The following is a 22152-nucleotide window of genomic DNA, read 5'->3' on the forward strand; positions in this document are numbered from 1 at the left end:
CTATGTGCGGCTTCGGCGTGTGCGCAGCCAGGCCACGCCGATTCCAGCGGCAGCGCCGAGCATCAGACCGCCCAGCGCGCCGGCCAAAACCAGTTGGCTGCGTGGTGTCGACATCGCAGACGCATCACTGGGCGGCGAAACCACCCGGACCTGAAACGGAGCCGAGACCGCGGTGACTTCGGGTGTGGCCTTGGCGAGGAGGTCAGAAGCCGCGGCTTGGGCGGCTTGAGCCGATGGTGCATCGGCGGTGATCGACACCATTGTGGTGTCCGGCAACGCTCCGGCCGTCAACGTAAGGCTCGATTCCTCGATCCCCGCGGCCGACGCCGCGCTGGCCGTCCAGCGCGGGTCGGAGTAGACCGCCGCCGCGGTGCGCGAAACCTGCCCCTGGGTGAGGACCTCCCAGTAGGCCGATGCATCGGCGGTGGTCAGGTCGGGCCCAGGGACCAAGGCCACCTGTGCGGTCGCGCGATATGTCGTCGATACGGGCATCAACAGACCGGCGATGCCACCGATGACGAGGCCAATAGCCGCGCAAATTGCGACGATTGGGTTCAGCCAGACGCGCTGCGGGTGACTCATGGACAGTCCTTTTCGCCATGGGCGTTACCTCTTCGCCATGATCCTGCCAACCGGCTGACGACCGGCCGGGCCAGCTCCGGCGCAACAACGGCAAGCGCCGCTGCATAGATGACGATGCCTAGTGGCACCAGGAGGACAAGTTGGACCGGTGCCGGCCAATGAACAACCAGAAGGCCGATGCCAAACAGGATGGCGGCCATGGGGATTGTGGCGACCACAGGTCGCCCTACGACCGAGAAGATTTGTTTCCACCCCAGTGGGATGACCCGGCGGACAACGGTCATCCGGATCGTGAAATGAACCAATTCGACACTGAGAAGGGCGACCGCCACCAGCGTGGCGCTGTGGCCGGCCGCCCACCAGATCGGTCCGACCAGTAGGACGAGTTTGGCCGCGTTGATCGCGGTGAGCATGCCGGGGCGCCCCGCGGCTTTGAATACGTCGCCCGCGTGGTACGAGGCCGAATAAATCGCGGTATACAACGCCAGCACGACCAGAATGTTCTTGGCGCCGTCGTACTGCGAGCCGTACAAGGTGTGCAATAGGGGGTCGGCCACCACCGCCAAGCCGACACCGGCCGGCAAGGTCAGCACCATGACGATGCCCAAGGCCTTCTGGTACTGCGACGACATGGCGCCGCGATCGTGCTGCAGCCGCGACATCGAACTGAACAACACGTCGCTGATGACGGCGCACAGGTTGAGCACGACGAGCTCAGGAACCCGGTAGGCCAGGGTGTAGAGGCCGAGTTCGGTGGTGCCGAGTCGGGTTCCGACGGCGAGGTAGTCGACGTTGTAGATGGCGTAGGCGAGCAGCGTGACGCCGGTGACGGGAATGCCGAAGCGAAGCAGCTCCTTGGCTTGATCCAGATGGAGCCGCGGCCACACGAAGGTCGGTGCGGCCCACCAATACAAGACCGCGGTGACCAGCACGCCCGCGAGTTGGCCATACACGAGGCTCCACACCCCGTGGCCGGTGGCCGCGAGCCAGATGGTGAGCACCGTCTTGACCACCGCGCCGGCGAACTCTGGGAGCAGTCGGCGCTGGAAGCTCAGGTCGCGGCGCAACCAGGACAACGGCACGACGCTGGCCGCCGAGATCACCAACGCGATCGCGAGGACCCGGATCAGCGGCGCGAGGTCGGGATGGTGTAGCAGCTGCGCCGTGATGCCGGCGGTCGAGGCGAGCAGCGCCCCGGCGATCACCCCGAATCCGATGGAGAGCGTCAATCCGGTTGGGGCGATGCGGTTCCAGGGCCGGTGACTTTGAATGAGCGCCTCTGCGACGCCGAGGTCCTTGACGTAATCGAAGAGGTTGACCAGCAGCAAAGCCAAGGCGAAGACGCCGAATTCGGCCGGGGTGAGCAGGCGCGCGACCACCACCGTCATCAGCAGCGTGGAGCTCTTGCTGATAGCGAAGACGGTGTAGTTCCAGATCGTCTGCGCACCGAGGTTGGCTCGCTTGGCCGGCGGCGGATCCGGGGTGTCGATCGGTGGGTCGGGGAGATTGGTCGGCGTCACGGCGTTGCGGTTCGGTGAAGAACCGTCTCTCGCCACCGAATCGCTCCCGTCGACTTCGCTGAGGTTGCGTTGGCGCACAGCTCGGTTGGTGACAGCCTGCTATTGAGCGCCGGACCAGTGTATGTCAGCGGACGCTCGATTCAGTTGGAAACAACGTCGCCGATCGGTGATCGTCGGCTCGGTGCAACGGTTAACTTGATTCGAGTGGGCGACTAGAGCAATCGAGGCAGGTGTGCGGTGTCGGTGACACTGATGAGTGCGGTCGATCCATATCCCAGCGATGCCGGAAAAAAGGTGGTGCTGGCGGGTTTTCTCGAGTACTTCCGGGATCGGCTGGGTCCCCAGAGCGTCCACTACCTACTCGTCGGCGGCCGGGCCCAGCCGGAGTTTCCCGTCAGGTTGCACCCGCTGCCCCGACCGACCCGAAAAGCGGCGCTGGCAGCGGTGGCCAGTCGAGTACCGACCGGTCGGGCTACCTTGCAGGAGTCCTTGTTGTACTCACCGGAAGTTGGCCGCGCGCTCCAGAGTTTTCTGGAGCGGATCGGACCGGACCTGGAGATCTACGACACCATCCGGATGGCGCAGTACGCCGGCGAGGGATGTGCGGACCGGCAGCTGTGTTATCTCGATGACCTGTTCTCCGAGCGGTATACGGCCATGCTCGACGCGGCGGATCGCTATCCGGACGTGACGATCCGGCCGCTGGGCAATTTCGCCGAACATGTGCCTCGCCGGCTGCGGCCACTGGCCGACAGCAAGCTTCCGCAACGGGCGCTGCTACGCATGGAGGCCACCCTGGCCCGCCGCAGCGAAGACCGCGTGGCGTTGCGGTTCCGCCGAAACCTGTTGGTGAACAACGGGGAGGCCGCCCGGTTGGCGGCCCGGGTCGCGGACCGTGGATCGGCCGACGTGGTTGCGGTGCCGCCATTGGTCAAGCCGCCGCAGTACCGCCGGCGCCAGTACGGTGGAGCACCCGTCTTCGTCTTTCTCGGTCTGTTGTCGTTGCCGCACAACGAAGATGGCGTGCGGTCGTTCCTGGCTGACGTGTGGCCGACGGTGCTGACCCGGATGCCGAAGGCCCGGTTGCACATCATCGGACGGGGCTGCAGCCCGGAACTGGCCGAGGTGGCGGCGCGGTTCGGCGGTTCGGTGACGCAGGAGGGCTATGTCGACGATCTCACCGACGTGTTGTCTTCGGCGGCCGGGCTGATCAACCACCTGCGATTCGGCTCGGGGATCAAACTGAAGGTGATCGAAGCACTGGGGCGGGGGCTACCAGTGATATCGACGAGCGTAGGTGCGGACGGATTCGCCACCGGGCACGACCATGGAGTGCTGGTTGCTGACCAGGGCGCACAGTTCGCAGAGGCCATGTGCGAGTTGACCGATCCCGGACGTAACCGCGAGATATCCGACAGTGCCCGTGGACAATTCGAAACCACCTATGCGCGAGACGCTGTATTCGCCTGCTACGACAAGGCTTTCGCGCTTCGCTGACGGTCGAGAGGTTCATTGCCGGGATATGACGCCCTGCACCTTGTTGACTTCTGGGATCAGCCCCTCGATGGCGAGTGAAAGTTCGTGCCGTTCAGGTTCAGTCACCTTGTCGTAGGGCACGAAGCCGGCGTTCCACTGGTGCTTGTCCAGCAGCCCCTGGACCTGGGCGAAGGCCAAGTCGACCTGCGCACCGAGCTCGTGGTCGCGCTCGTCGATGATCGGCCGGACTGAGCCGACCGCAACACGGGCACCGTCGAGGTTGGCCTGGATGTCCCAGAGGTCGGTGTGGCTGAAGACCTCTTCCTCGCCGGCAATCGTGTTACCGACGATCCTGTCCAGCAGACGTTGCGCTCCGCCGGTGATCTCGGTGGCGTCGATCGTCCATTTCGGATCCTTGACCAGAGCGTCGAGTTCCTTGACGTCGGCCACCAGCTGATCGGCGATCGCGCCGGTGTCCGGCTGCAGGTTGCTCACCCACAGGTCCTTTTCCAAGCGGTGGAACCCGGTCCACCGCTCGCCTGGGCGCAGATCGGCCTCGCGCAGGTCGATCCGCCGGTCCAGTTCGTTCGGGAACGACGCGGCGATCTGCTCGATGCGCCCGTAGTAGGTGCGCGCCTGGGAATACAGCTCCTGGGCGCCTTGCCAGTCACCCTTCTTTGTAGCGCCGGCGAACGTCTCGGTGACGGTCACCAGATTGGTGGTCTGGCCGGTGACGTAGGCCTTGTAGCTGTCGATGGCTTCCTTGAACTTGTCCTGGGAGTCCGCCGCAAGCGCCTTGCCGGTGACGGTGAAGTCACCGCGGATGCCGTCACCGACCATGCCCGGCTTGCAGGCGGTGTAGTACCTGCCTGGCTCCGGCAACTGCAAGATCAGCTTGCGCTGCAGGCCCGGCGAGATGTTTCCCACCGTGCCCATGACCCGGTCACCGGCGCCGTAGACATAGAACTCGGTGACCGTGGTGCCGTGGTTGGTGATCACGAATGTCGTCGTGCCGGTGTCTGCGGACGCCGCCGACAGCTGGCATGACTCGTCGCCGGCGGCCACGGTGATCTCATTGCCATCGGCCTTCCCGTCAGGGACCGTCGGCTTGGGCGCACACCCGGAGATCGACATTGCGGTGAGGCCGACCAGCAGGACCGCGGCCGTCAACCCCGTTTTTGCGTTGTGCACAGTGCAAGCCATCTCGTGGACCTTTCCAGCAGTCCAGGCACCATCACCAGATAACCAAGCCGACAGCAAAATTGCAGCATTGCGTTTTGTCTTTCCAAGGGGATTTTCCCGCCGAGAATTGCGAGAAACGAGTGCTGGTCAGCCAATTGCCCGTCGGTCGGCGGTGCCCGCCGGTATCATCCGTTCCCTGTCGGGATTACGAAGGCTGGACATCCGAAAGCAGGTCGAACAGCGTGCACCGGCTGAGCCGCAGCATCCTGGCGCGTGTGCTGTCGTCGGCGATGTTGGTGCTCCTGCCGGTAGCGGCCGCCGGATCGCTCATGGCCCCCGCACACGCGCAGCCGCAGCCGCCCCCACCGGACCAGCCGAGCCTGACGCTGCCCTGGCAGGAACTCGGATTGAACTCCGAGATCTACCTCGATCCCGATCACCCGTCGAGCTTCACCATGCCGGTCCCACGGGGGCTGACCGCTGTGCGGTTGCGCGGCACCATTGACGCGTCCCTGAACATCGATGCCGGCACGCTCCTGATCACAGGCAACGGCAACCTCCTCGCGGCGATCGAACTGCCCCCCGGCGCGACCGGCAGACCCGCGACGCCGCTCGATGTCGACCTTTCGGCCGCAGGCGGGGGTGGTTCGTCGGTCGACTTGTCGTTCGCCATTCGGCCACGCTTCGATCCGCAATACTGCGGGCCGCGGCGGCAGTTGGTGCTGAACAACCTTTCCACGGTCTTCACCGGGCTCGAGGTCGCTCCGACGACGATCGCGAACTTCTTCCCGCCGGTTCTCCAGCGCGCCACGATCTTCACACCGACCGATGCCGATGCCGATGAACAACAAGCGGTCCTGTTGCTGGTATCCACCCTGGCGCGGCTCTACCAGAACCAGCCGATGGTCATCAGCGTCGTCAACCAACCCCGTGGCGCGGCACCGCCGCCGGCGGGACAGCTGGCGCGCACGATCCTCGTCGAGAGGGGTGGTACCGCGGGCCTGAAGGTCGAAAACCGCGAAACCCCAGAGGTATTCCTTCGCGTCTCCGGCAGCGGCGGTGAGCTGTCGACCCAGGTGTCGCTGCTTGTCAATCAGCTTCAAGCGCTGGCGCAGGTAGACACGGTGCGGGTGGACCAAGCGGGGTCATCAGCCGCAGCGCCGAGCGGTGACACGATGACGTTCCGGCAGTTGAACATTGAGGGCCAAACCGACGTCATCTGGACCAGTAGCCTGTCAGTCGGCGTCGACCGTGCCGCGCTCGGGGCAGAGCGCGTCGACGGCGTGCAGGTGCATCTGCTTGCCGATTACACACCCGTGGCCAGAGACGACGCAGCATCGGTGGTGATCCGGTCCGGCGGGGTGGTTGTCTATCGAGCGGCGCTCGACAACACCGGTCTGCTGGATGCGAGGTTCGATTTGGACAGCGAGAAGATCGGTCAATTCATCAACCTCGATATGGCCCTCACCTACACCCCGCGCGAAACGTGCGGGGCGCTCATCGCTCCGCTCACCTTCGAAGTCGATCCGCGGTCCACCTTGAAGGTGCACCGTGGTGGCCCCCCGCTCGATGGTTTCGGCGCCGCACCATCGGAGTTCAGCCCCGGTTTCATGGTCGCGATGGACGGGACCGGTCCCGATCAGCTGGCCTACGTCGCCCGGCTGGTCGCGTCGATGGCGCGTTCTTCCAGCAAACCGCTGTCACCACAGGTTGTGGATCTCAACACCGCCGCGGACGCCAGCACGGGAGCGTTGATCGTGGCCAACACCGAGGCGCTGAAGCAGACCTCCCTCGACCCTCCTATCAGTGCCGACGGCACGACGGTAGAGGTGGGGCTGCCCACTGTGCTTCGTGCGGAGATCGGGGGTGGTCTGGGGTCGATCCAGGCGTTCGCCGATCATCCTCGGAATCGGTCCGTCATCCTCGTCACGACGACCGGCGCCTGGACACTGGTCGACCCGCTGTTCAGCTATCTCGACGGCTTGAACGACGACCTGTCTGCGCTCACGGGGGACGTGCTCTTCGCCGGTCCGGCGGGTGAGCCGACGAACCTCGCCATCCGAGCCGATGGCAAGGCTTCGGATACGGCGGAATCGCCGCAGTCGCTGAGCCGGTCGATCGTGATCGGCGCCGGAGTGGCTGTGGTGGCGGTCATCGCGATGGCCGCGGCGGTGCTGTGGTCGAGGAGGCGTCGCACCACCAGGGCTTCGGCAGACTAGGCCGGAGCCTGGCGCGACGGACCGTCGATCTCGGTTGCCAGTGTGCGCAGCAGCGGACCTTCGAGCTGGGTCGCCAGATTCCGTAACACCGGGCCGTATTCAGGATGGGTCAGGGCGAACGCGAACTGCGCGACCAGGTAGTCGGATGGATTGCCGGTGTCACACCAGTGCCCCTGGATCACCTGACCGTAGACGGCATGGTCCTTGGCGTACGTGTTGATCGCGTCGGTCAGGTAGATCTCACCCGTTTGGGTCTGCGCATACCAGCGTTTCGTCTGCTCACGCAGCTCGTCGACGACACCGGGTGTGATGACATAGCCGCCGATGGCGGCGTACTCCGACGGAGCCTCGTGTGGTTGTGGTTTCTCGACGATTCCGGTGACCCGCAACAGCCCGCCGTCGAGATCCTCTTTGACGATCGGCACGCCGTACCGGCGTGAGTTCTCGGGCGCCATCGGCATCAGCGCCAGGACTGGCGAGGCGGTCTGCTCGTAGGCCTTGATCAGTTGCTGGGCGCGGGGCACCTCGGCGACGAAGACGTCGTCCGGCCAGAGCACCAGGACCGGCTCGTCACCGAACGAGCGTGAGGCGTTGAGCACCGGGGTGCCGTTACCGTACGGACCGTACTGGTAGAGGTACGTGATGTGGCCATGCTGGGACAATTTGCCGACGTCGTCGACCGCGTCGGCATACGCGTCCTTGCCGTCGGCGCGTAGTTGGTCGACCAGCGCCGGATTAGGGCGAAAATGCTCCTGTATCAGGGTCTTTCCGCCCGACACCACAATCGTTATGTCGGTGATGCCCGAGTTGATCAGCTCGCGCACAGTGTGTTCGATGACGGGCTTGTCGCCGACCGGCAGCATCTCCTTGGGGATCGCCTTGGTCATCGGCAGCAGACGTGAGCCGATGCCGGCCGCGGGGATGACCGCTTTGCGGATGGTCTGTCGCGCCATATGTGCCTCTCTCCGTCAGGCTTGGCGGCTCGAGCTAGCTCGGACCAGGCGACCAGCGTGGTTGATTCACCGAATATCCGCCGCAAGTTCCGCGCATATCGTATTCGCCGCAAGGCGATACTTTTGTGCCCAATTCGAACCGCACCCACAATGGTGAGTTTGCCGACATTTCGCGGTGGCCTCGCACTCGATAGCACTCGCGGCGAATGGCGTAATCCGCTGTCGAACGCGACCTGGGTTCAGCGGTCGCTCGCGATGAGCCGCGCACCGCTGGTAGCGGCCGGTCGACGGCTCGGCCCCTCGGGGACGTCCGCCGGACCACCGGCGGAAAAAATCGCGCGCGCCCCTCCCTTATCCTTGTTGGGACTCAATCCCGGCTTGTTGAGAGGTAGACAGTGGCGCTCGTCGTGCAGAAGTACGGCGGATCCTCGGTGTCCGACGCCGAGCGGATCCGTCGCGTCGCCGAGCGGATCGTCGAGACGAAGAAGCAGGGCAACGACGTCGTCGTGGTCGTCTCGGCGATGGGCGACACCACCGACGACCTGCTCGACCTGGCCCACCAGGTTTGCCCCGCGCCTCCTGCGCGCGAGATGGACATGCTGCTGACATCCGGAGAGCGAATCTCCAACGCTCTGGTCGCCATGGCCATCCATTCGCTGGGCGCGCAGGCGCGGTCGTTCACCGGATCGCAGGCCGGCGTGATCACCACCGGTATCCACGGCAACGCCAAGATCATCGACGTCACACCGGGCCGGTTGCGCGACGCGCTCGACGAAGGCGTGATCGTGCTGGTCGCCGGTTTCCAGGGCGTCAGCCAGGACAGCAAGGACGTCACCACGCTCGGCCGGGGCGGCTCGGACACCACCGCGGTCGCGTTGGCCGCGGCGCTCAAGGCGGACGTGTGCGAGATCTACACCGACGTCGACGGCATCTTCACCGCGGACCCGCGAATCGTGCCCAACGCGCGTCACCTCGACCGGGTCAGTTTCGAGGAGATGCTCGAAATGGCCGCCTGCGGCGCCAAGGTGCTGATGCTGCGGTGCGTGGAGTACGCCCGCCGCTATCACGTGCCGATCCGCGTGCGCTCGTCATACTCAGACAATCTCGGCACCCTGGTGTCCGGATCGATGGAGGACATACCCGTGGAAGACGCCATCCTGACCGGAGTCGCGCACGACCGCAGTGAAGCCAAGGTGACCGTCGTCGGCATCCCGGACGTGCCCGGTTACGCCGCCAAGGTGTTCCGCGCGGTCGCCGACGCCGACATCAACATCGACATGGTGCTGCAGAACATCTCCAAGGTCGAGGACGGCAAGACCGACATCACGTTCACCTGCCCCCGCGACAACGGCCCCGCGGCGGTGCAGAAACTGAGCTCGCTACAGCGGGAGATCGGTTTCACCGGTGTGCTCTACGACGATCACATCGGCAAGGTCTCGCTGGTGGGGGCCGGTATGAAGAGCCATCCGGGCGTCACCGCGAAATTCTGTGAAACGCTGGCCTCGGTCGGGGTGAACATCGATTTGATCTCGACTTCGGAGATCCGGATCTCGGTGCTGGTGAAGGACACCGATCTCGACAAGGCGGTCGCCGCGCTGCATGAGGCGTTCGGACTGGGCGGCGAAGAGCAGGCCGTCGTCTACGCGGGAACGGGGCGTTAGCCGTGGTGAAATTAGGAGTGGTGGGCGCGACCGGCCAGGTCGGCCAGGTGATGCGGAACCTGTTGGAGGAGCGCGACTTTCCGGCTTCGTCGGTGCGGTTCTTCGCATCGGCGCGGTCACAGGGCAAGAAGCTCTCGTTCCGCGGCCAGGAGATCGAGGTCGAGGACGCCGCGACCGCCGACCCCGCCGGGCTGGACATCGCGCTGTTCTCCGCAGGCGCGACGATGTCGCGTGTGCAGGCGCCGCGGTTCGCCGAGGCCGGTGCGGTGGTGGTCGACAACTCGTCGGCGTGGCGCAAGGACCCCGACGTGCCGCTGGTGGTCAGCGAGGTGAACTTCGCGAGAGATGTGCGGGGCGTGACCCTGAAGAAGGGGATCATCGCGAACCCGAACTGCACCACGATGGCCGCGATGCCGGTGCTCAAGCCGTTGCACGAGGAAGCGGGCCTGGTGCGGATGATCGCGTCGACCTATCAGGCGGTGTCGGGCAGCGGCGTCGCCGGCGTCGACGAGTTGTTCAGCCAGGTCAGCGCGGTGGCCGCGAACAGCAGGGACTTGGTGGCCGACGGTGGGGCGCTGGACTTCCCCGCGCCTTCGAAGTATGTGGCGCCCATCGCGTTCAACGTCGTCCCGCTGGCGGGTTCGTATGTCGACGACGATTCCGGTGAGACCGACGAAGACCAGAAACTGCGCAACGAGAGCCGCAAGATCCTGGGCATCCCGGACCTTGCGGTCAGCGGGACGTGTGTGCGGGTGCCGGTGTACACCGGGCATTCGCTGTCGCTGAACCTCGAGTTCGCTCAACCGCTTTCGGTGCAGCGCGCCGTCGAGTTGCTGGAGTCGGCTCCGGGTGTGAAGGTGGTCGACGTTCCGACGCCGCTGGCGGCCGCCGGTGTGGACGACTCGCTGGTCGGCCGGATCCGCCAGGATCCCGGTGTGGAAAACGGCCGCGGACTGGCGCTGTTCGTGTCCAGCGACAACCTTCGAAAGGGTGCGGCGCTCAACACGATTCAGATCGCCGAGCTGCTGGCCGCCGAACTCTGACGCCACTGCCTTGCGCCGAAACCGACGTTTAGGTGGGAAAGTACGAGTAGTTTCCGCCGTTTCGTCGATCTCGGCGTTGGGCCTCGTCGCGGCGCCGTCGGCGGTCGCCCAGCCCGCGCCGATTCCCGACCCGGTGCTACCTCCGCTGGCGTCGGGACAGGTGATCCGGATCGGCCCGACGGCCGGAACCGGCACGCCGACACGTGATTACGGCGTCGGCGCCACCGATCTGTGCGAGTTCATGGAGTTTTCCAGCGGCATCCTGCAGGTGTGCGGTGACAGCTTCGCCGGCCAGGGTGTCGGCTACGGCGGGTGGTTCTCGCCGATCGCGCTGCACGTTGAGACGGATTCGATCGACGACCCGACCGGTGTGCGCTATGACGGTGTGACGGGCACCGACCGACCGCTGCTCGCCGACCCGACGCCGGCGGGCATGTCGCAGTTGCCTGCAGGCGTGGTCCAGATCAACCGCGAGAACTACATGATGGTCACGACGGTGCGCGAACTGGAACCGGAGTCGTCGCGGTTGGTGAAATCCGACCCGGCGCAAGGTAGTTGGCCGACGGTGGACGGATCGGAACGGGCGGCTTCCTACGCGGGGGGCCAGCAGTCGCAGATCAGCGGCTACTACGACCCGATCCCTCGTCCCGATTCGCCCACCGGATGGGTCTACATCGTGGCCGACAACTTCGACCGCAGCGCGCCGCTGGTCCTGTACCGCGTCGCACCCGAGGCGTTCGAGGACCGGTCCAGCTGGCAGGGCTGGTCGGCTGTCTCGGGTTGGGGACATCCGCCGACGGCCCTGTGGCCGGACGCGGTGGGGGAGATGAGCATTCGGCAGATCGACGGCAAGACCGTGCTGTCGTACTTCAACGCCACGACCGGCAACATGGAGATGCGCGTGGCCGACGACCCTACCGGGCTGGGCACCGCGCCGGTGACGACCGTCGTCGTCGCGACCGAGTGGCCGGATCCGGTGGACCATCTGGGACCGCCGGAGAACAACCGGCTGGCTCAACCGTACGGCGGCTACATCTCGCCCGGCTCGACCCTCGACGAGGTGCGGGTGTTCGTCAGCCAGTGGAACACCGGTCCGCGCGGTGGTTCGCCGTACCGGGTGATCCAGTTCGCGGTCAACCCGTTCAAGCCCTAGCCGACACCAGGGGCGCCCTCGACGAGTGTCAGTGGTCGCATTCACAGCTTGCTCACAGGTGCCGCATGACCCGCACATCAGAAGTGCCCGCAAGATGGCAGCCATGAGTCAAACACCTAGCGAACCCGGGACTGAACCCGTCGTCACCGCATCACCGCAGAATCCCGTCACGCCGGCCGCGCGTGAGGAACCGCGCCGTTCCCGACTCGGCGCCGTCGCCGCTTGGGTCGGCATCGTCGCCGGCGTGGTCTTCGTCGTCGCGGTGATCTTCTTCTCCGGATTCATCATCGGCGCGCACTCCGGTGGCCACCACGGCGGCGGCCGACCCGGCGGGCACGACCGTGATTTCGCAATCTTCCACCGTGGCCCGCCACCGGGATTCCCGATGGGTCCGCGCGGCGATTTCCAGGGTCCGCGGTCCGGCGGCCCGGGAGGTGCGGAAAACCCACGATTCCAACCGCCTCAGCAGCCGCAGTCGCCCGAGCCGCCGACCACCACCGCGCCGGCGCGGCCGTAATCACCTCCGCCTCGAGGGCCCGGTATCTGCCGGGCCCTCGAGCCGGCATTGGCGCCGAACGCCGCGATGTTTTGGATCGAGGCGCTCAGGGGACCACCACCTGGACGGAGGCGGTGCAGCCCGCTGCCGCCCGATTCGAGGAGTGACGCCTGATGACCGACAAGTACACGACCAACGACGCAGGTAATCCGGCACCGAGCGATGACAATTCGCTGACCGTCGGGCCGGACGGTCCGATCCTTCTGCAGGACCACTACCTGATCGAGCAAATGGCGAACTTCAACCGGGAGCGCATTCCGGAACGCCAACCGCACGCCAAGGGTGCCGGCGCGTTTGGCTACTTCGAGGTGACCAACGACGTCAGCCGCTACACCAGGGCCGCGGTGTTCCAGCCGGGCGCGAAGACCGAGATGGTGGCCCGGTTCTCCACCGTGGCCGGCGAGCGCGGCAGCCCCGACACATGGCGTGACCCGCGCGGGTTCGCGCTGAAGTTCTACACCTCAGAGGGAAACCTCGACCTGGTCTGCAACAACACGCCCGTTTTCTTCATGCGCGACCCGTTGAAGTTCCAGCACTTCATCCGTTCGCAGAAGCGACTGCAGAAGAACAACCTGCGTGACAACAACATGCAGTGGGACTTTTGGAGTCTGTCCCCGGAATCGGCGCATCAGGTCACCTGGCTGATGGGCGACCGGGGCATTCCCAAGACGTGGCGGCACATGAACGGCTACAGCAGCCACACCTACAGCTGGTTCAACGCCGACGGCGAAATCTTCTGGGTGAAGTACCACTTCAAGACCGACCAGGGCATCGAGTTCCTGACGCAGAACGAGGCCGACGTGCTGGCGGGCCAGGACACCGACTATCACACCAAGGACCTGTATTACGCGATCGAGAACGGCGACTACCCGAGCTGGACGCTCAAGATGCAGATCATGCCGTTCGAGGAGGCCAAGACCTACCGGTACAACCCGTTCGATCTGACCAAGGTGTGGCCACACGGCGACTACCCGCTGATCGACGTCGGCAAGATGGTGCTCAATCGCAACGTCACCGATTTTCACACCGAGATGGAGCAAGCGGCGTTCGAGCCGAACAACATCGTCCCGGGCACCGGGTTGAGTCCGGACAAGATGCTGCTGGCTCGCGGCTTCTCTTACGCCGATGCGCACCGCGCCCGGCTCGGGGTGAACTACAAGCAGATCCCCGTGAACTCGCCGCACGTGGAGGTGAACAGCTACTCCAAGGACGGCGTGATGCGGGTGCAGAACGTCACCGACCCGGTGTACGCGCCCAACTCCTACGGGGGCCCGCAGGCCGACGAGGCCCGGGCCGCCGAGGTGCGCTGGATGTCGGACGGCGAGATGGTCCGTGCGGCGTACACGCTGCGCCCGGACGACGACGACTGGGGCCAGGCCGGCACGCTCGTCCGCGATGTACTCGACGACGCTGCGCGGGAACGCTTGGCCTCCAACATCATCGGCGCCCTGTCCGACGGTGTGCGGGAGCCGGTGCTGTCCCGGGCGTTCGAGTACTGGCGAAACGTCGACGCCGATCTCGGCAAGAAGGTCGAAGAAGGAGTTCGAGCCAAGCTCGATGGCAACGGAAGTTGACGAGGGGCACCTTGCCGTCTCGGAGTGGGCTGGCATGATCGAGGCCATGAGCATCGAAGTCGTTTTCACCCAGGAGTCCACTGCAACCGGAGGCGGCCGCGAGGGGCACGTCAAGTCCTCGACCGGCAAGATCGATCTGAACACGAACCACCCGAAGGAGATGGGTGGCAGTGGCGAGGGCACCAACCCCGAGGAGCTGTTCTCCGCCGGATACGCCGCATGCTTCCTCGGCGCGCTGAGGCTGGTGGCGAAGAACAACGACGTCAAGCTGGACGACGCGACCGGCATCACCGCCCAGGTTGGCTTCGGCAAGGACCCCGAGGGCGGCTTCGGCATCAACGCGCACCTGATCGGCTACCTGCCCGGCCTCGAGCAGAGCGCGGCCGACGACCTGATGAACAAGGCGCACCAGGTCTGTCCGTACTCGAAGGCCACCCGCGGCAACATCGACGTCAAGCTGTCGGCGAAGGTTTGAGCCGGTGCGGATCGCCGCCCTAGCCGGCGTCGGTCTTGCGCTCGGATTGTCGATTGTGGCGCCGGCCGACGTCGCCTCGGCGCGCCCGTCGGATCCCGGCGTGGTGAACTACGCCGTGCTGCCGAAGGGCTCGGTGGGCAATATCGTCGGCGCCACAATGCGATTCGAGACGACGTTCACCGATCCGGTGCAGTCGTTCCGCGTTGACAACCCGGTGTGCAACAACTGGGCCGACATCGGCCTGCCGGACGTCTACGCCGACCCCGACCTGGCGTCGTTCAACGGTGCCGTGACACAGGAGTCGCCCACCGACGCGACACATCTCGTCAAGCAGGCGGTCGGGGTGTTCGCGACGAGTGACGCCGCCGACCGGGCCTTCCGCCGCGTCGCCGACCGCACCGTCGGCTGCAACGGCCAGACCACCGCGATGCACCTGGACAACCTGCGCACCCAGGTCTGGACGTTCACCGGCGGACCCGCTTCGGCGACGGACGCCGACTGGGTCAAACAGGAGGCCGGCACGGATCGGCGCTGCTTCACCACCACCCGCAAGCGGGAGAACGTCCTGCTTCAGGCGAAGGTCTGCCAATCCGGGAACGGCGGCCCCGCGGTCAATGTGCTGGCAGGGGCGATGCAGAACACGCTCGGCCAGTAGCCGAGCGGCGCAGTTCACCACATGTAACGAACACGTCATCGAAAAAATCGCGAGACTTTGTCGGTCACGTCTGGAAGATGGTTGAAAGGGGGCGAGCGGTCCAGACCCGGAAGGGGACGGTTGGGTGACCTTCACCATCACGACCGAGGTGGACGACGCGCACCCGTCGCGAGCCGCTTCGGCAGAGCTGACCAGCATTGAGGCCGCTGCGCTGCACGTCGGCGCCGGCTGCTTCCGGGACGGCCCGGTGGGTCAGGTGGGTCTGGAGATCGAGGCGCACTGCTTCGACCTGGCCGACCCGATGCGCCGGCCGACCTGGCAGCAACTCACCGACATCATTTCCGGACTTCCGGTACTTCCGGGGGGCAGCAGGGTCACCGTCGAACCCGGCGGGGCCGTCGAACTGTCCGGCCCACCATTGCCGGGTCCGATGGCCGCGATCGACGCGATGCGCGCCGACCGTGCGGTGCTGCGGGCGGCGTTCGCCGGTGCCGGCTTCGGCCTGGTGCTGCTCGGGGCCGACCCGCTGCGCTCGCCGCAGCGGATCAATCCCGGTGCCCGCTACCGCGCGATGGAGACCTTCTTCGAGGCCAGCCGGACCGGCGCCGCGGGCGCGGCGATGATGACGTCAACGGCCTCAGTGCAGATCAACCTCGACGCCGGGCCGCGGAACGGCTGGGCGGATCGGGTGCGGCTGAGCCACGCGCTCGGGCCGACGATGGTTGCCGTCGCGGCGAACTCACCGCTGCTGAGCGGACGGTTCTCCGGCTGGCAATCCGCGCGGCAACGGGTGTGGAGTCGACTGGACGCCGCGCGTTGCGGTCCTGTGCTCGGCGAAAGCGGCGACGACCCGGCCTGCGACTGGGCCCGATATGCGCTCAAAGCGCCGGTCATGCTCGTCAACAACACGGCCGCCGATGCCGAACCGGTCACCGAGTGGGTGCCGTTCGCCGACTGGGTCGAAGGACTTGTGCCGCTCGGTGGGCGCCAACCCACCGAAGCCGATCTCGATTACCACCTGACCACGCTGTTCCCGCCGGTACGGCCGCGTCAGTGGCTCGAGATCCGGTATCTCGACAGCGTGCCCGAAGCCGTCTGGCCGGCGATCGTGTTCACGCTCGTCACGCTGCTCGACGATCCGACCGCCGCCGACATCGCCGCCGAAGCCACCGAACCCGTCGCCACCGCGTGGGATCTGGCCGCCCGCGTCGGCCTGGCCGACCGCCGGTTGCGGTCCGCTGCCGAACAATGCGTGCAGGCCGCCGCCGAACGCGCGCCGGCCGAACTCGAGGAATCGATGCGACAGTTGGTGCGTTCGGTCGAACAGGGACGGTGTCCGGCCGACGAATTCAGCGACCGTTCCGTGAGATACGGGATCGCGCCGGCGGTCACCCAACTGGCCCGAGGAGAAATGTGACTTCTCGCGACAGCATCGCGCGCGAACTCACCAGGGCACGCGAGCGCACCTTGCGGCTGGTCGATTTCGACGACGCCGAACTGGGCCGCCAGTACAGCCCGCTGATGAGCCCGTTGGTGTGGGACCTCGCGCACATCGCGCAGCAGGAGGAGCTCTGGCTGCTGCGCGACGGCAACCCGGATCGGCCGGGCATGCTGTCGCCCGAGGTCGAGCGGCTCTACGACGCGTTCGTCAACTCCCGTGCCAGCCGCGCGAACCTGCCGCTGCTTCCGCCGTCGGACGCCAGGGCCTACTGCGGCACCGTGCGCAACCGGGTGCTCGACACGTTGGACGCGATGCCCGACGACGATCCGGCGTTCAACTTCGCACTGGTCATCAGCCACGAGAACCAGCACGACGAAACCATGCTGCAGGCGCTGAATCTGCGCACCGGCGCGCCGCTGCTCGACGCCGGTGCCCCGCTACCCCAGGGCCGGTCCGGCGTCGCGGGTACCTCGGTCCTGGTGCCGGCCGGCGAGTTCGTCCTCGGCGTCGACGCGGTCACCGAGCCGCACTCGCTGGACAACGAGCGCCCGGCACACGTCGTCGAGGTGCCCGCCTTCCGGATCGGCCGCGTCCCGGTCACCAACGCCGAGTGGCGCCGGTTCGTCGACGACGGCGGCTACGACAACCCGCGATGGTGGTCGCGGCGCGGCTGGGCGCACCGGCAGGAGACGGGTCTTCGGGCGCCGCAGTTCTGGAACGAGGACGGCACCCGCACCCGGTTCGGCCACGTCGAGGACATCCCCGGTGACGAACCCGTCCAACACGTCACCTTCTTCGAGGCCGAGGCCTACGCGGCATGGGCCGGCGCCCGGCTGCCCACCGAGACCGAGTGGGAGAAGGCCTGCGCGTGGGACCCGGCGGCCGACGCGCGGCGGCGCTACCCATGGGGCGCCTCGGAACCGACGACGCACCTGGCCAACCTCGGCGGCGACGCGCTGCGGCCCGCCCCCGTGGGTGCCTATCCGGCGGGCGCATCGGCGTACGGCGCCGAACAGATGCTCGGTGACGTGTGGGAGTGGACCACCTCGCCGCTGCGGCCGTGGCCGGGTTTCACGCCGATGATCTACGAGCAGTATTCGGCGCCGTTCTTCGATGGTGACTACAAGGTGCTGCGCGGCGGGTCGTGGGCCGTGGCGGCAAGCATCCTTCGGCCCAGCTTCCGCAACTGGGACCACCCGATCCGGCGGCAGATCTTTTCGGGCGTGCGCCTGGCCTGGGACGCCTGATGTGCAGACATCTCGGGTGGCTCGGCGAACCCGTGTCGGTGGCGTCGCTGGTCCTCGAGCCCGCCAACGGCCTTCTGGTGCAATCGTATTCGCCACGCAGGCAGAAGTACGGGCTCATGAACGCCGACGGATGGGGGGTCGGGTTCTTCTCGGCCGATGTGCCTGACGGCACGCCCCGCCGGTGGCGCAGCGCGACGCCACTGTGGGGGGACGGCTCGTTCGCGTCGGTCGCGCCGGCGCTGCGCAGCGGTTGTGTGGTGGCGGCCGTCCGGTCGGCCAGCATCGGCATGCCGATCGAGGCGACGGCGTCGGCACCGTTCACCGACGGGCACTGGCTGCTGTCGCACAACGGGCTGGTGGACCGCGCCGCCCTGCCATTGTCGCCGCGCGCCGAGTCGACGAACGACAGCGCCCTGCTGGCGGCGCTGATCTTCGACCGCGGGCTCGACGCGCTGGGCGACACCATCGTCGAGGTCGCTGCCGCCGACCCCGGGGCCCGGCTCAACATCTTGGCGGGCAACGGTTCTCGGTTACTGGCCACCACGTGGGGGGACACCCTGTCGGTGCTGCGCCGAAGCGATGGCGTCGTGCTGGCCAGCGAACCCTACGATGACGATCCGGCCTGGGCGGAGATTCCCGACCGTCATCTCGTGCACGTGCACGGCCCGGATGTCGACCTGATTCCCCTGAAAGGATCGTGATGACAGTCAAGCGAGGAGCGGACACGGATCACGCATCCACCCTGACGCTGTCGAATCACCTGTCCGCCGACTCGGCGGCGGTGGCGCTGCGCCGTGACGTGCTCGACGGATTGACGCAGCAGCCGAAGTCGTTGCCGCCCAAGTGGTTTTACGACGCCGTCGGAAGCGACCTGTTCGACCAGATCACCCGCCTGCCCGAGTATTATCCGACGCGGACCGAGGCGCAGATCCTGCGGGAGCGAGCCGCTGAGATCGCCGCGATCTCCGGTGCGGACACGCTGGTCGAACTCGGCAGCGGCACGTCGGAGAAAACTCGCATGCTGCTCGACGCCCTGCGGGACCGTGGGTCGCTGCGCCGGTTCATCCCGTTCGACGTCGACGTGGGAGTGCTCGCCGCAGCCGGGTCGGAGCTCAGCATCGAGTATCCCGGCATCGAGATCGACGCTGTGTGCGGCGATTTCGAGGAGCACCTCGACCGGATTCCGCGGATCGGGCGCCGTCTGGTCGCGTTCCTCGGCTCGACGATCGGCAACTTCACACCCGGTCCGCGCGCAGACTTCCTCGCGGCGTTGTCGCAGACGCTGCGGCCCGGCGACACGCTGCTGTTGGGCACCGATCTGGTCAAGGACGCCAGCCGGCTGGTGCGGGCCTATGACGACAGCGCGGGCGTCACCGCCGAGTTCAACCGCAACGTGCTGGCGGTGGTGAACCGGGAACTGCAAGCCGACTTCGACCCGGGCGCGTTCGAACACGTTGCGAAGTGGAATTCCGACGAGGAGCGGATCGAAATGTGGTTGCGCGCTAGGACCTCTCAGCGGGTGACGGTACGCGACCTCGACCTGACCGTCGACTTCGCCGACGGCGAGGAGATGCTCACCGAGGTGTCGTGCAAGTTCCGCCCCGACGGGGTCGCCGCCGAACTCGCCGCCGCGGGGCTGCGGCGCACCCACTGGTGGACCGACGCCGCAGGGGATTTCGGCGTGTCGTTGTCGGCGAAATGAGCCTCGGCGAACAGTGGCGGTCCGCGCGTCCGGCCGTCGCGGGGCTGCATCTCGACAGCGCGGCCTGCTCCCGCCAGAGCTACGCGGCGATGGACGCCGCCGCCCACCACGCCCGGCACGAAGCCGAGGTCGGCGCATACGTCGCCGCCGAGGCCGCCACGCCGGTACTGGACGCGGGGCGTGCGGCCGTCGGCGTGCTCACCGGGCTCAGCGGCAGTGACGTCGTGTTCACCACCGGCGCCAACAACGCGCTGGACCTGCTGCTGTCCGCCTGGCCGGGCCCGCGCACCCTGGCCTGCCTGCCCGGCGAGTACGGACCGAACCTGGCCATCATGTCCGCCAACGGTTTCGACGTCCGCCCGCTGGCGGTCGACGGGGACGGACGCCTCGACGTCGAGGCATCGTCCCGCGGGCTCGCCGAAAACCCGCCCGCCCTCGTGCATCTCACCGCACTGGGCAGCCACCGCGGCACCGCCCAGCCGCTCGCCGCGCTGACGCAGGTATGCCGTGACCTCGACGTGCCGGTGGCGGTCGACGCCGCGCAGGCGCTCGGGCACCTCGACTGCGCGGTCGCGCCGTCGGCGATCTACGGATCGTCACGCAAATGGCTCGCGGGCCCGCGCGGAGTGGGCTTCCTGGCGATCGCACCGGCGCTTGCCGAACGGCTGCGGCCGCGGTTGCCGCCGCCGGACTGGAATCTGCCCTTGACGCTGATGCAGCGCCTCGAGCAAGGTGAAGCGAATGTCGCGGCCCGGGTCGGGTTTTCCGTCGCGGTCGGGGAGCATCTGGCCGCGGGACCTGCTCGGGTACGTGACCGCTTGGCCGAGGTCGGCCGGATGACGCGTGAGGCGTTGGCCGGCATTCACGGCTGGCGGGTGGTCGAGGCAACCGACGAGCCGACGGCCGTCACCACGCTGGCGCCGACGGCCGGCGCCGATCCGCAGAAGGTGCGGGCCTGGCTGATCGCCGAGCGTGGCGTCGTCACCACCCATGCCGAGGTGTTGCGAGCTCCGTTCGAGATGACGACACCGGTGCTGCGGGCATCGCCCCACGTCGATGCGACCCCAGAAGACCTGGCGCAGTTCGCCGAAGCGCTGGTGACCGCGACCGAGAAGGCCTAGTCGTCGAAGCCCTCGTCCCAGGTGTGCACGGGTTCGTTGCTGTGCATCCGCGTCCCGTACCGGCGCAGCATCTCCGCGAGCGCGGCTGGCCGCGCCATACCGCGTTCCTGCAGCGCCCGCACCGTCTCGACCTGCCAGGTGGCGCCGTTGCGACCGGACTTGGCGCGGCCCTCGATCACCCCGAGATACCGGTCGCGCACCTCGGCCGCCACCTCCCAGCGGCGCAGGCCCTCGTCGGCCATCGGCAACAACTGGCGCAGCACCAACTCGTCCGCCGTCACCTCGCCCAGGCCCGGCCAGTACAGCCGGGCGTCTATCCCGTGCTGCGCGGCCTGCACGAAATTGTGCTGTGCCGCAGGGAAACTCATTTTGGTCCACAACGGGCGGTCCTCCTCGGACAGCGTCCGTAGCGTGCCGTAGTAGAACGCGGCGTTGGCCATCATGTCCACCACGGTCGGACCCGCGGGCAACACCCTGTTCTCCACCCGCAGGTGCGGACGGCCGTGCACGACGTCGTACACCGGCCGGTTCCATCGATAGATGGTGCCGTTGTGCAGCCGCAGCTCGGCCAGCTTCGGGGTGCGGCCCTCGGCGAGCTCGCGGACCGGGTCCTCGTCGGAAAGTTCCGGCAGCAGCGACGGGAAGTAGCGCACGTTCTCCTCGAACAAGTCGAAGATCGACGTGATCCAGCGTTCGCCGAACCAAACGCGGGGCCGCACGCCCTGCGCCTTGAGCTCGTCGGGACGAGTGTCGGTGGCTTGGGCGAACAGTTCGATGCGGGTCTCGGCCCACAGTTCGTGTCCGAAGAAGTACGGCGAGTTGGCGCCCAGCGCGAGCTGCGGCCCGGCCAACACCTGGGCGGCGTTCCAGTTCTGCGCGAACTCGGCGGGCGACACCTGAAGGTGCAGTTGCATGCTCGTGCACGCGGACTCCGGCGCGATCGACGCGGTCTGCAGGCTCAGCCGTTCCGGTCCGACGATGTCGATCAGGATGTCCTCGCCACGTGCGGTGAAGATCGAGTCGTTGAGCGCCTGATACCGCGTCGACTCGCTCATCCAGTGGCCCGACAGGTGCTCGGGTAGCAGCGTCGGCAGAATCCCGATCATCACGATGTGCGCGTCGTGCTGGCTGGCTTTGATCTCGGCCGCGTTCAGGCTCGCGCGCACCTCGGATTCCAGTTCGAGAGCAGCCCGCCCCGGCAGCCGGCGTGGCGGCACGTTGAATTCGATGTTGTAAGCGCCCAATTCGGTTTGATACGCCGGATCGGCGATCGCCTGCAACACCTCCTGGTTGCTCATCGCGGGCTGATACGCCGAGTCGACCAGATTGCACTCGATCTCCATGCCGGTCAACGGCCGCTCGAACTCGAAACTCGACTGCGCGAGCATGGTCTCGAAGACGTCGAGGCACTGCTGCACCTTGCGGCGGTACTCCCGGCGGTGCGCGCCGCTGTAGCCGGTGCCCTTGACTTCTTCACCCACACCCCCATTGTCGGCGAGCGCCGGTATTTGCACCGAGACACGCCGCTATTCGTCGACGTTCGCGCACACACGCCGGGAAGTCGGCGGCATAAACCCCGCCGCGGCGGGTAG

Annotated in this window: 19 protein-coding genes; 14 read left to right on the forward strand and 5 right to left on the reverse strand. The window is 66.9% G+C overall.

Features of this window, described 5'->3' with window-relative positions; genetic code table 11:
* Together AU185_RS09525 and AU185_RS09530 are read right to left on the reverse strand one after the other, a co-directional pair.
* Positions 1 to 582 (reverse strand): YveK family protein, encoded by a 582-nt coding sequence (locus tag AU185_RS09525; RefSeq protein WP_059101772.1) that lies wholly within the window; start codon positions 580 to 582, stop codon positions 1 to 3.
* The gene (locus AU185_RS09530) at positions 579 to 2138 is read right to left on the reverse strand and encodes a lipopolysaccharide biosynthesis protein (protein ID WP_231740440.1); all 1560 of its coding nucleotides are present in this window, start codon (positions 2136 to 2138) and stop codon (positions 579 to 581) included. Before AU185_RS09530 ends, AU185_RS09525 begins: the two co-directional genes overlap by 4 nt.
* A gap of 216 nt (positions 2139 to 2354) precedes the next feature.
* On the opposite strand from AU185_RS09530, the gene AU185_RS09535 reads away from it, so the two are divergent.
* Positions 2355 to 3599, forward strand: a complete 1245-nt coding sequence (locus tag AU185_RS09535) for a glycosyltransferase family 4 protein (RefSeq protein WP_059101859.1) — start codon at positions 2355 to 2357, stop codon at positions 3597 to 3599.
* 12 nt (positions 3600 to 3611) lie between these two features.
* On the opposite strand, the gene efeO is transcribed toward AU185_RS09535, so the two are convergent.
* Positions 3612 to 4781 (reverse strand): iron uptake system protein EfeO, encoded by a 1170-nt coding sequence (gene efeO, locus AU185_RS09540; RefSeq protein ID WP_059101771.1) that lies wholly within the window; start codon positions 4779 to 4781, stop codon positions 3612 to 3614.
* Between the two features lie 221 nt (positions 4782 to 5002).
* On the opposite strand from efeO, the gene AU185_RS09545 reads away from it, so the two are divergent.
* A complete protein-coding gene (locus tag AU185_RS09545) occupies positions 5003 to 6979 on the forward strand; it encodes a hypothetical protein (RefSeq protein WP_231740439.1) in 1977 nt (658 codons plus the stop codon).
* Here the strand turns inward: AU185_RS09545 and AU185_RS09550 are convergent.
* Positions 6976 to 7932 (reverse strand): UTP--glucose-1-phosphate uridylyltransferase, encoded by a 957-nt coding sequence (locus tag AU185_RS09550; protein ID WP_059101770.1) that lies wholly within the window; start codon positions 7930 to 7932, stop codon positions 6976 to 6978. The two genes, AU185_RS09545 and AU185_RS09550, sit on opposite strands and share 4 nt — an antisense overlap.
* Positions 7933 to 8327: 395 nt before the next feature.
* On the opposite strand from AU185_RS09550, the gene AU185_RS09555 reads away from it, so the two are divergent.
* The 12 genes from AU185_RS09555 (at position 8328) to egtE (ending at position 20560) form a co-directional block, all read left to right on the forward strand.
* On the forward strand, positions 8328 to 9593 hold the full coding sequence (locus tag AU185_RS09555; protein WP_059101769.1) for an aspartate kinase: 1266 nt from the start codon (positions 8328 to 8330) through the stop codon (positions 9591 to 9593).
* A 2-nt stretch (positions 9594 to 9595) separates the two neighbouring features.
* Positions 9596 to 10636 (forward strand): aspartate-semialdehyde dehydrogenase, encoded by a 1041-nt coding sequence (locus AU185_RS09560; protein WP_059101768.1) that lies wholly within the window; start codon positions 9596 to 9598, stop codon positions 10634 to 10636.
* Between the two features lie 67 nt (positions 10637 to 10703).
* Positions 10704 to 11789 (forward strand): DUF4185 domain-containing protein, encoded by a 1086-nt coding sequence (locus AU185_RS09565; protein WP_156425464.1) that lies wholly within the window; start codon positions 10704 to 10706, stop codon positions 11787 to 11789.
* A gap of 103 nt (positions 11790 to 11892) precedes the next feature.
* On the forward strand, positions 11893 to 12306 hold the full coding sequence (locus AU185_RS24590; protein WP_231740437.1) for a hypothetical protein: 414 nt from the start codon (positions 11893 to 11895) through the stop codon (positions 12304 to 12306).
* 152 nt (positions 12307 to 12458) lie between these two features.
* Positions 12459 to 13919 (forward strand): catalase, encoded by a 1461-nt coding sequence (locus AU185_RS09575; RefSeq protein ID WP_059101765.1) that lies wholly within the window; start codon positions 12459 to 12461, stop codon positions 13917 to 13919.
* A 46-nt stretch (positions 13920 to 13965) separates the two neighbouring features.
* Positions 13966 to 14394: an organic hydroperoxide resistance protein gene (locus AU185_RS09580; RefSeq protein ID WP_172799347.1), complete on the forward strand. Its 429-nt coding sequence runs from the start codon at positions 13966 to 13968 to the stop codon at positions 14392 to 14394.
* A 4-nt stretch (positions 14395 to 14398) separates the two neighbouring features.
* The gene (locus AU185_RS09585; protein ID WP_059101763.1) at positions 14399 to 15049 is read left to right on the forward strand and encodes a sensor domain-containing protein; all 651 of its coding nucleotides are present in this window, start codon (positions 14399 to 14401) and stop codon (positions 15047 to 15049) included.
* Positions 15050 to 15173: 124 nt separating this feature from the next.
* Positions 15174 to 16466 (forward strand): ergothioneine biosynthesis glutamate--cysteine ligase EgtA, encoded by a 1293-nt coding sequence (egtA, locus tag AU185_RS09590; protein WP_082683812.1) that lies wholly within the window; start codon positions 15174 to 15176, stop codon positions 16464 to 16466.
* A complete protein-coding gene (egtB, locus tag AU185_RS09595; protein ID WP_059101762.1) occupies positions 16463 to 17737 on the forward strand; it encodes an ergothioneine biosynthesis protein EgtB in 1275 nt (424 codons plus the stop codon). The genes egtA and egtB overlap by 4 nt, the downstream gene beginning before the upstream one ends.
* The gene (gene egtC / locus AU185_RS09600; protein ID WP_059101761.1) at positions 17737 to 18438 is read left to right on the forward strand and encodes an ergothioneine biosynthesis protein EgtC; all 702 of its coding nucleotides are present in this window, start codon (positions 17737 to 17739) and stop codon (positions 18436 to 18438) included. Before egtB ends, egtC begins: the two co-directional genes overlap by 1 nt.
* Positions 18438 to 19439: an L-histidine N(alpha)-methyltransferase gene (gene egtD / locus AU185_RS09605; RefSeq protein ID WP_059101760.1), complete on the forward strand. Its 1002-nt coding sequence runs from the start codon at positions 18438 to 18440 to the stop codon at positions 19437 to 19439. The genes egtC and egtD overlap by 1 nt, the downstream gene beginning before the upstream one ends.
* On the forward strand, positions 19436 to 20560 hold the full coding sequence (gene egtE, locus AU185_RS09610) for an ergothioneine biosynthesis PLP-dependent enzyme EgtE (protein ID WP_059101759.1): 1125 nt from the start codon (positions 19436 to 19438) through the stop codon (positions 20558 to 20560). The genes egtD and egtE overlap by 4 nt, the downstream gene beginning before the upstream one ends.
* On the opposite strand, the gene AU185_RS09615 is transcribed toward egtE, so the two are convergent.
* Positions 20557 to 22041, reverse strand: coding sequence for a glutamate-cysteine ligase family protein (locus AU185_RS09615; RefSeq protein ID WP_059101856.1), 1485 nt, complete (start codon positions 22039 to 22041; stop codon positions 20557 to 20559). The two genes, egtE and AU185_RS09615, sit on opposite strands and share 4 nt — an antisense overlap.
* Positions 22042 to 22152: the final 111 nt, after the last annotated feature.

This window comes from Mycobacterium sp. GA-0227b (assembly GCF_001499855.1).
GTDB lineage: Bacteria > Actinomycetota > Actinomycetes > Mycobacteriales > Mycobacteriaceae > Mycobacterium.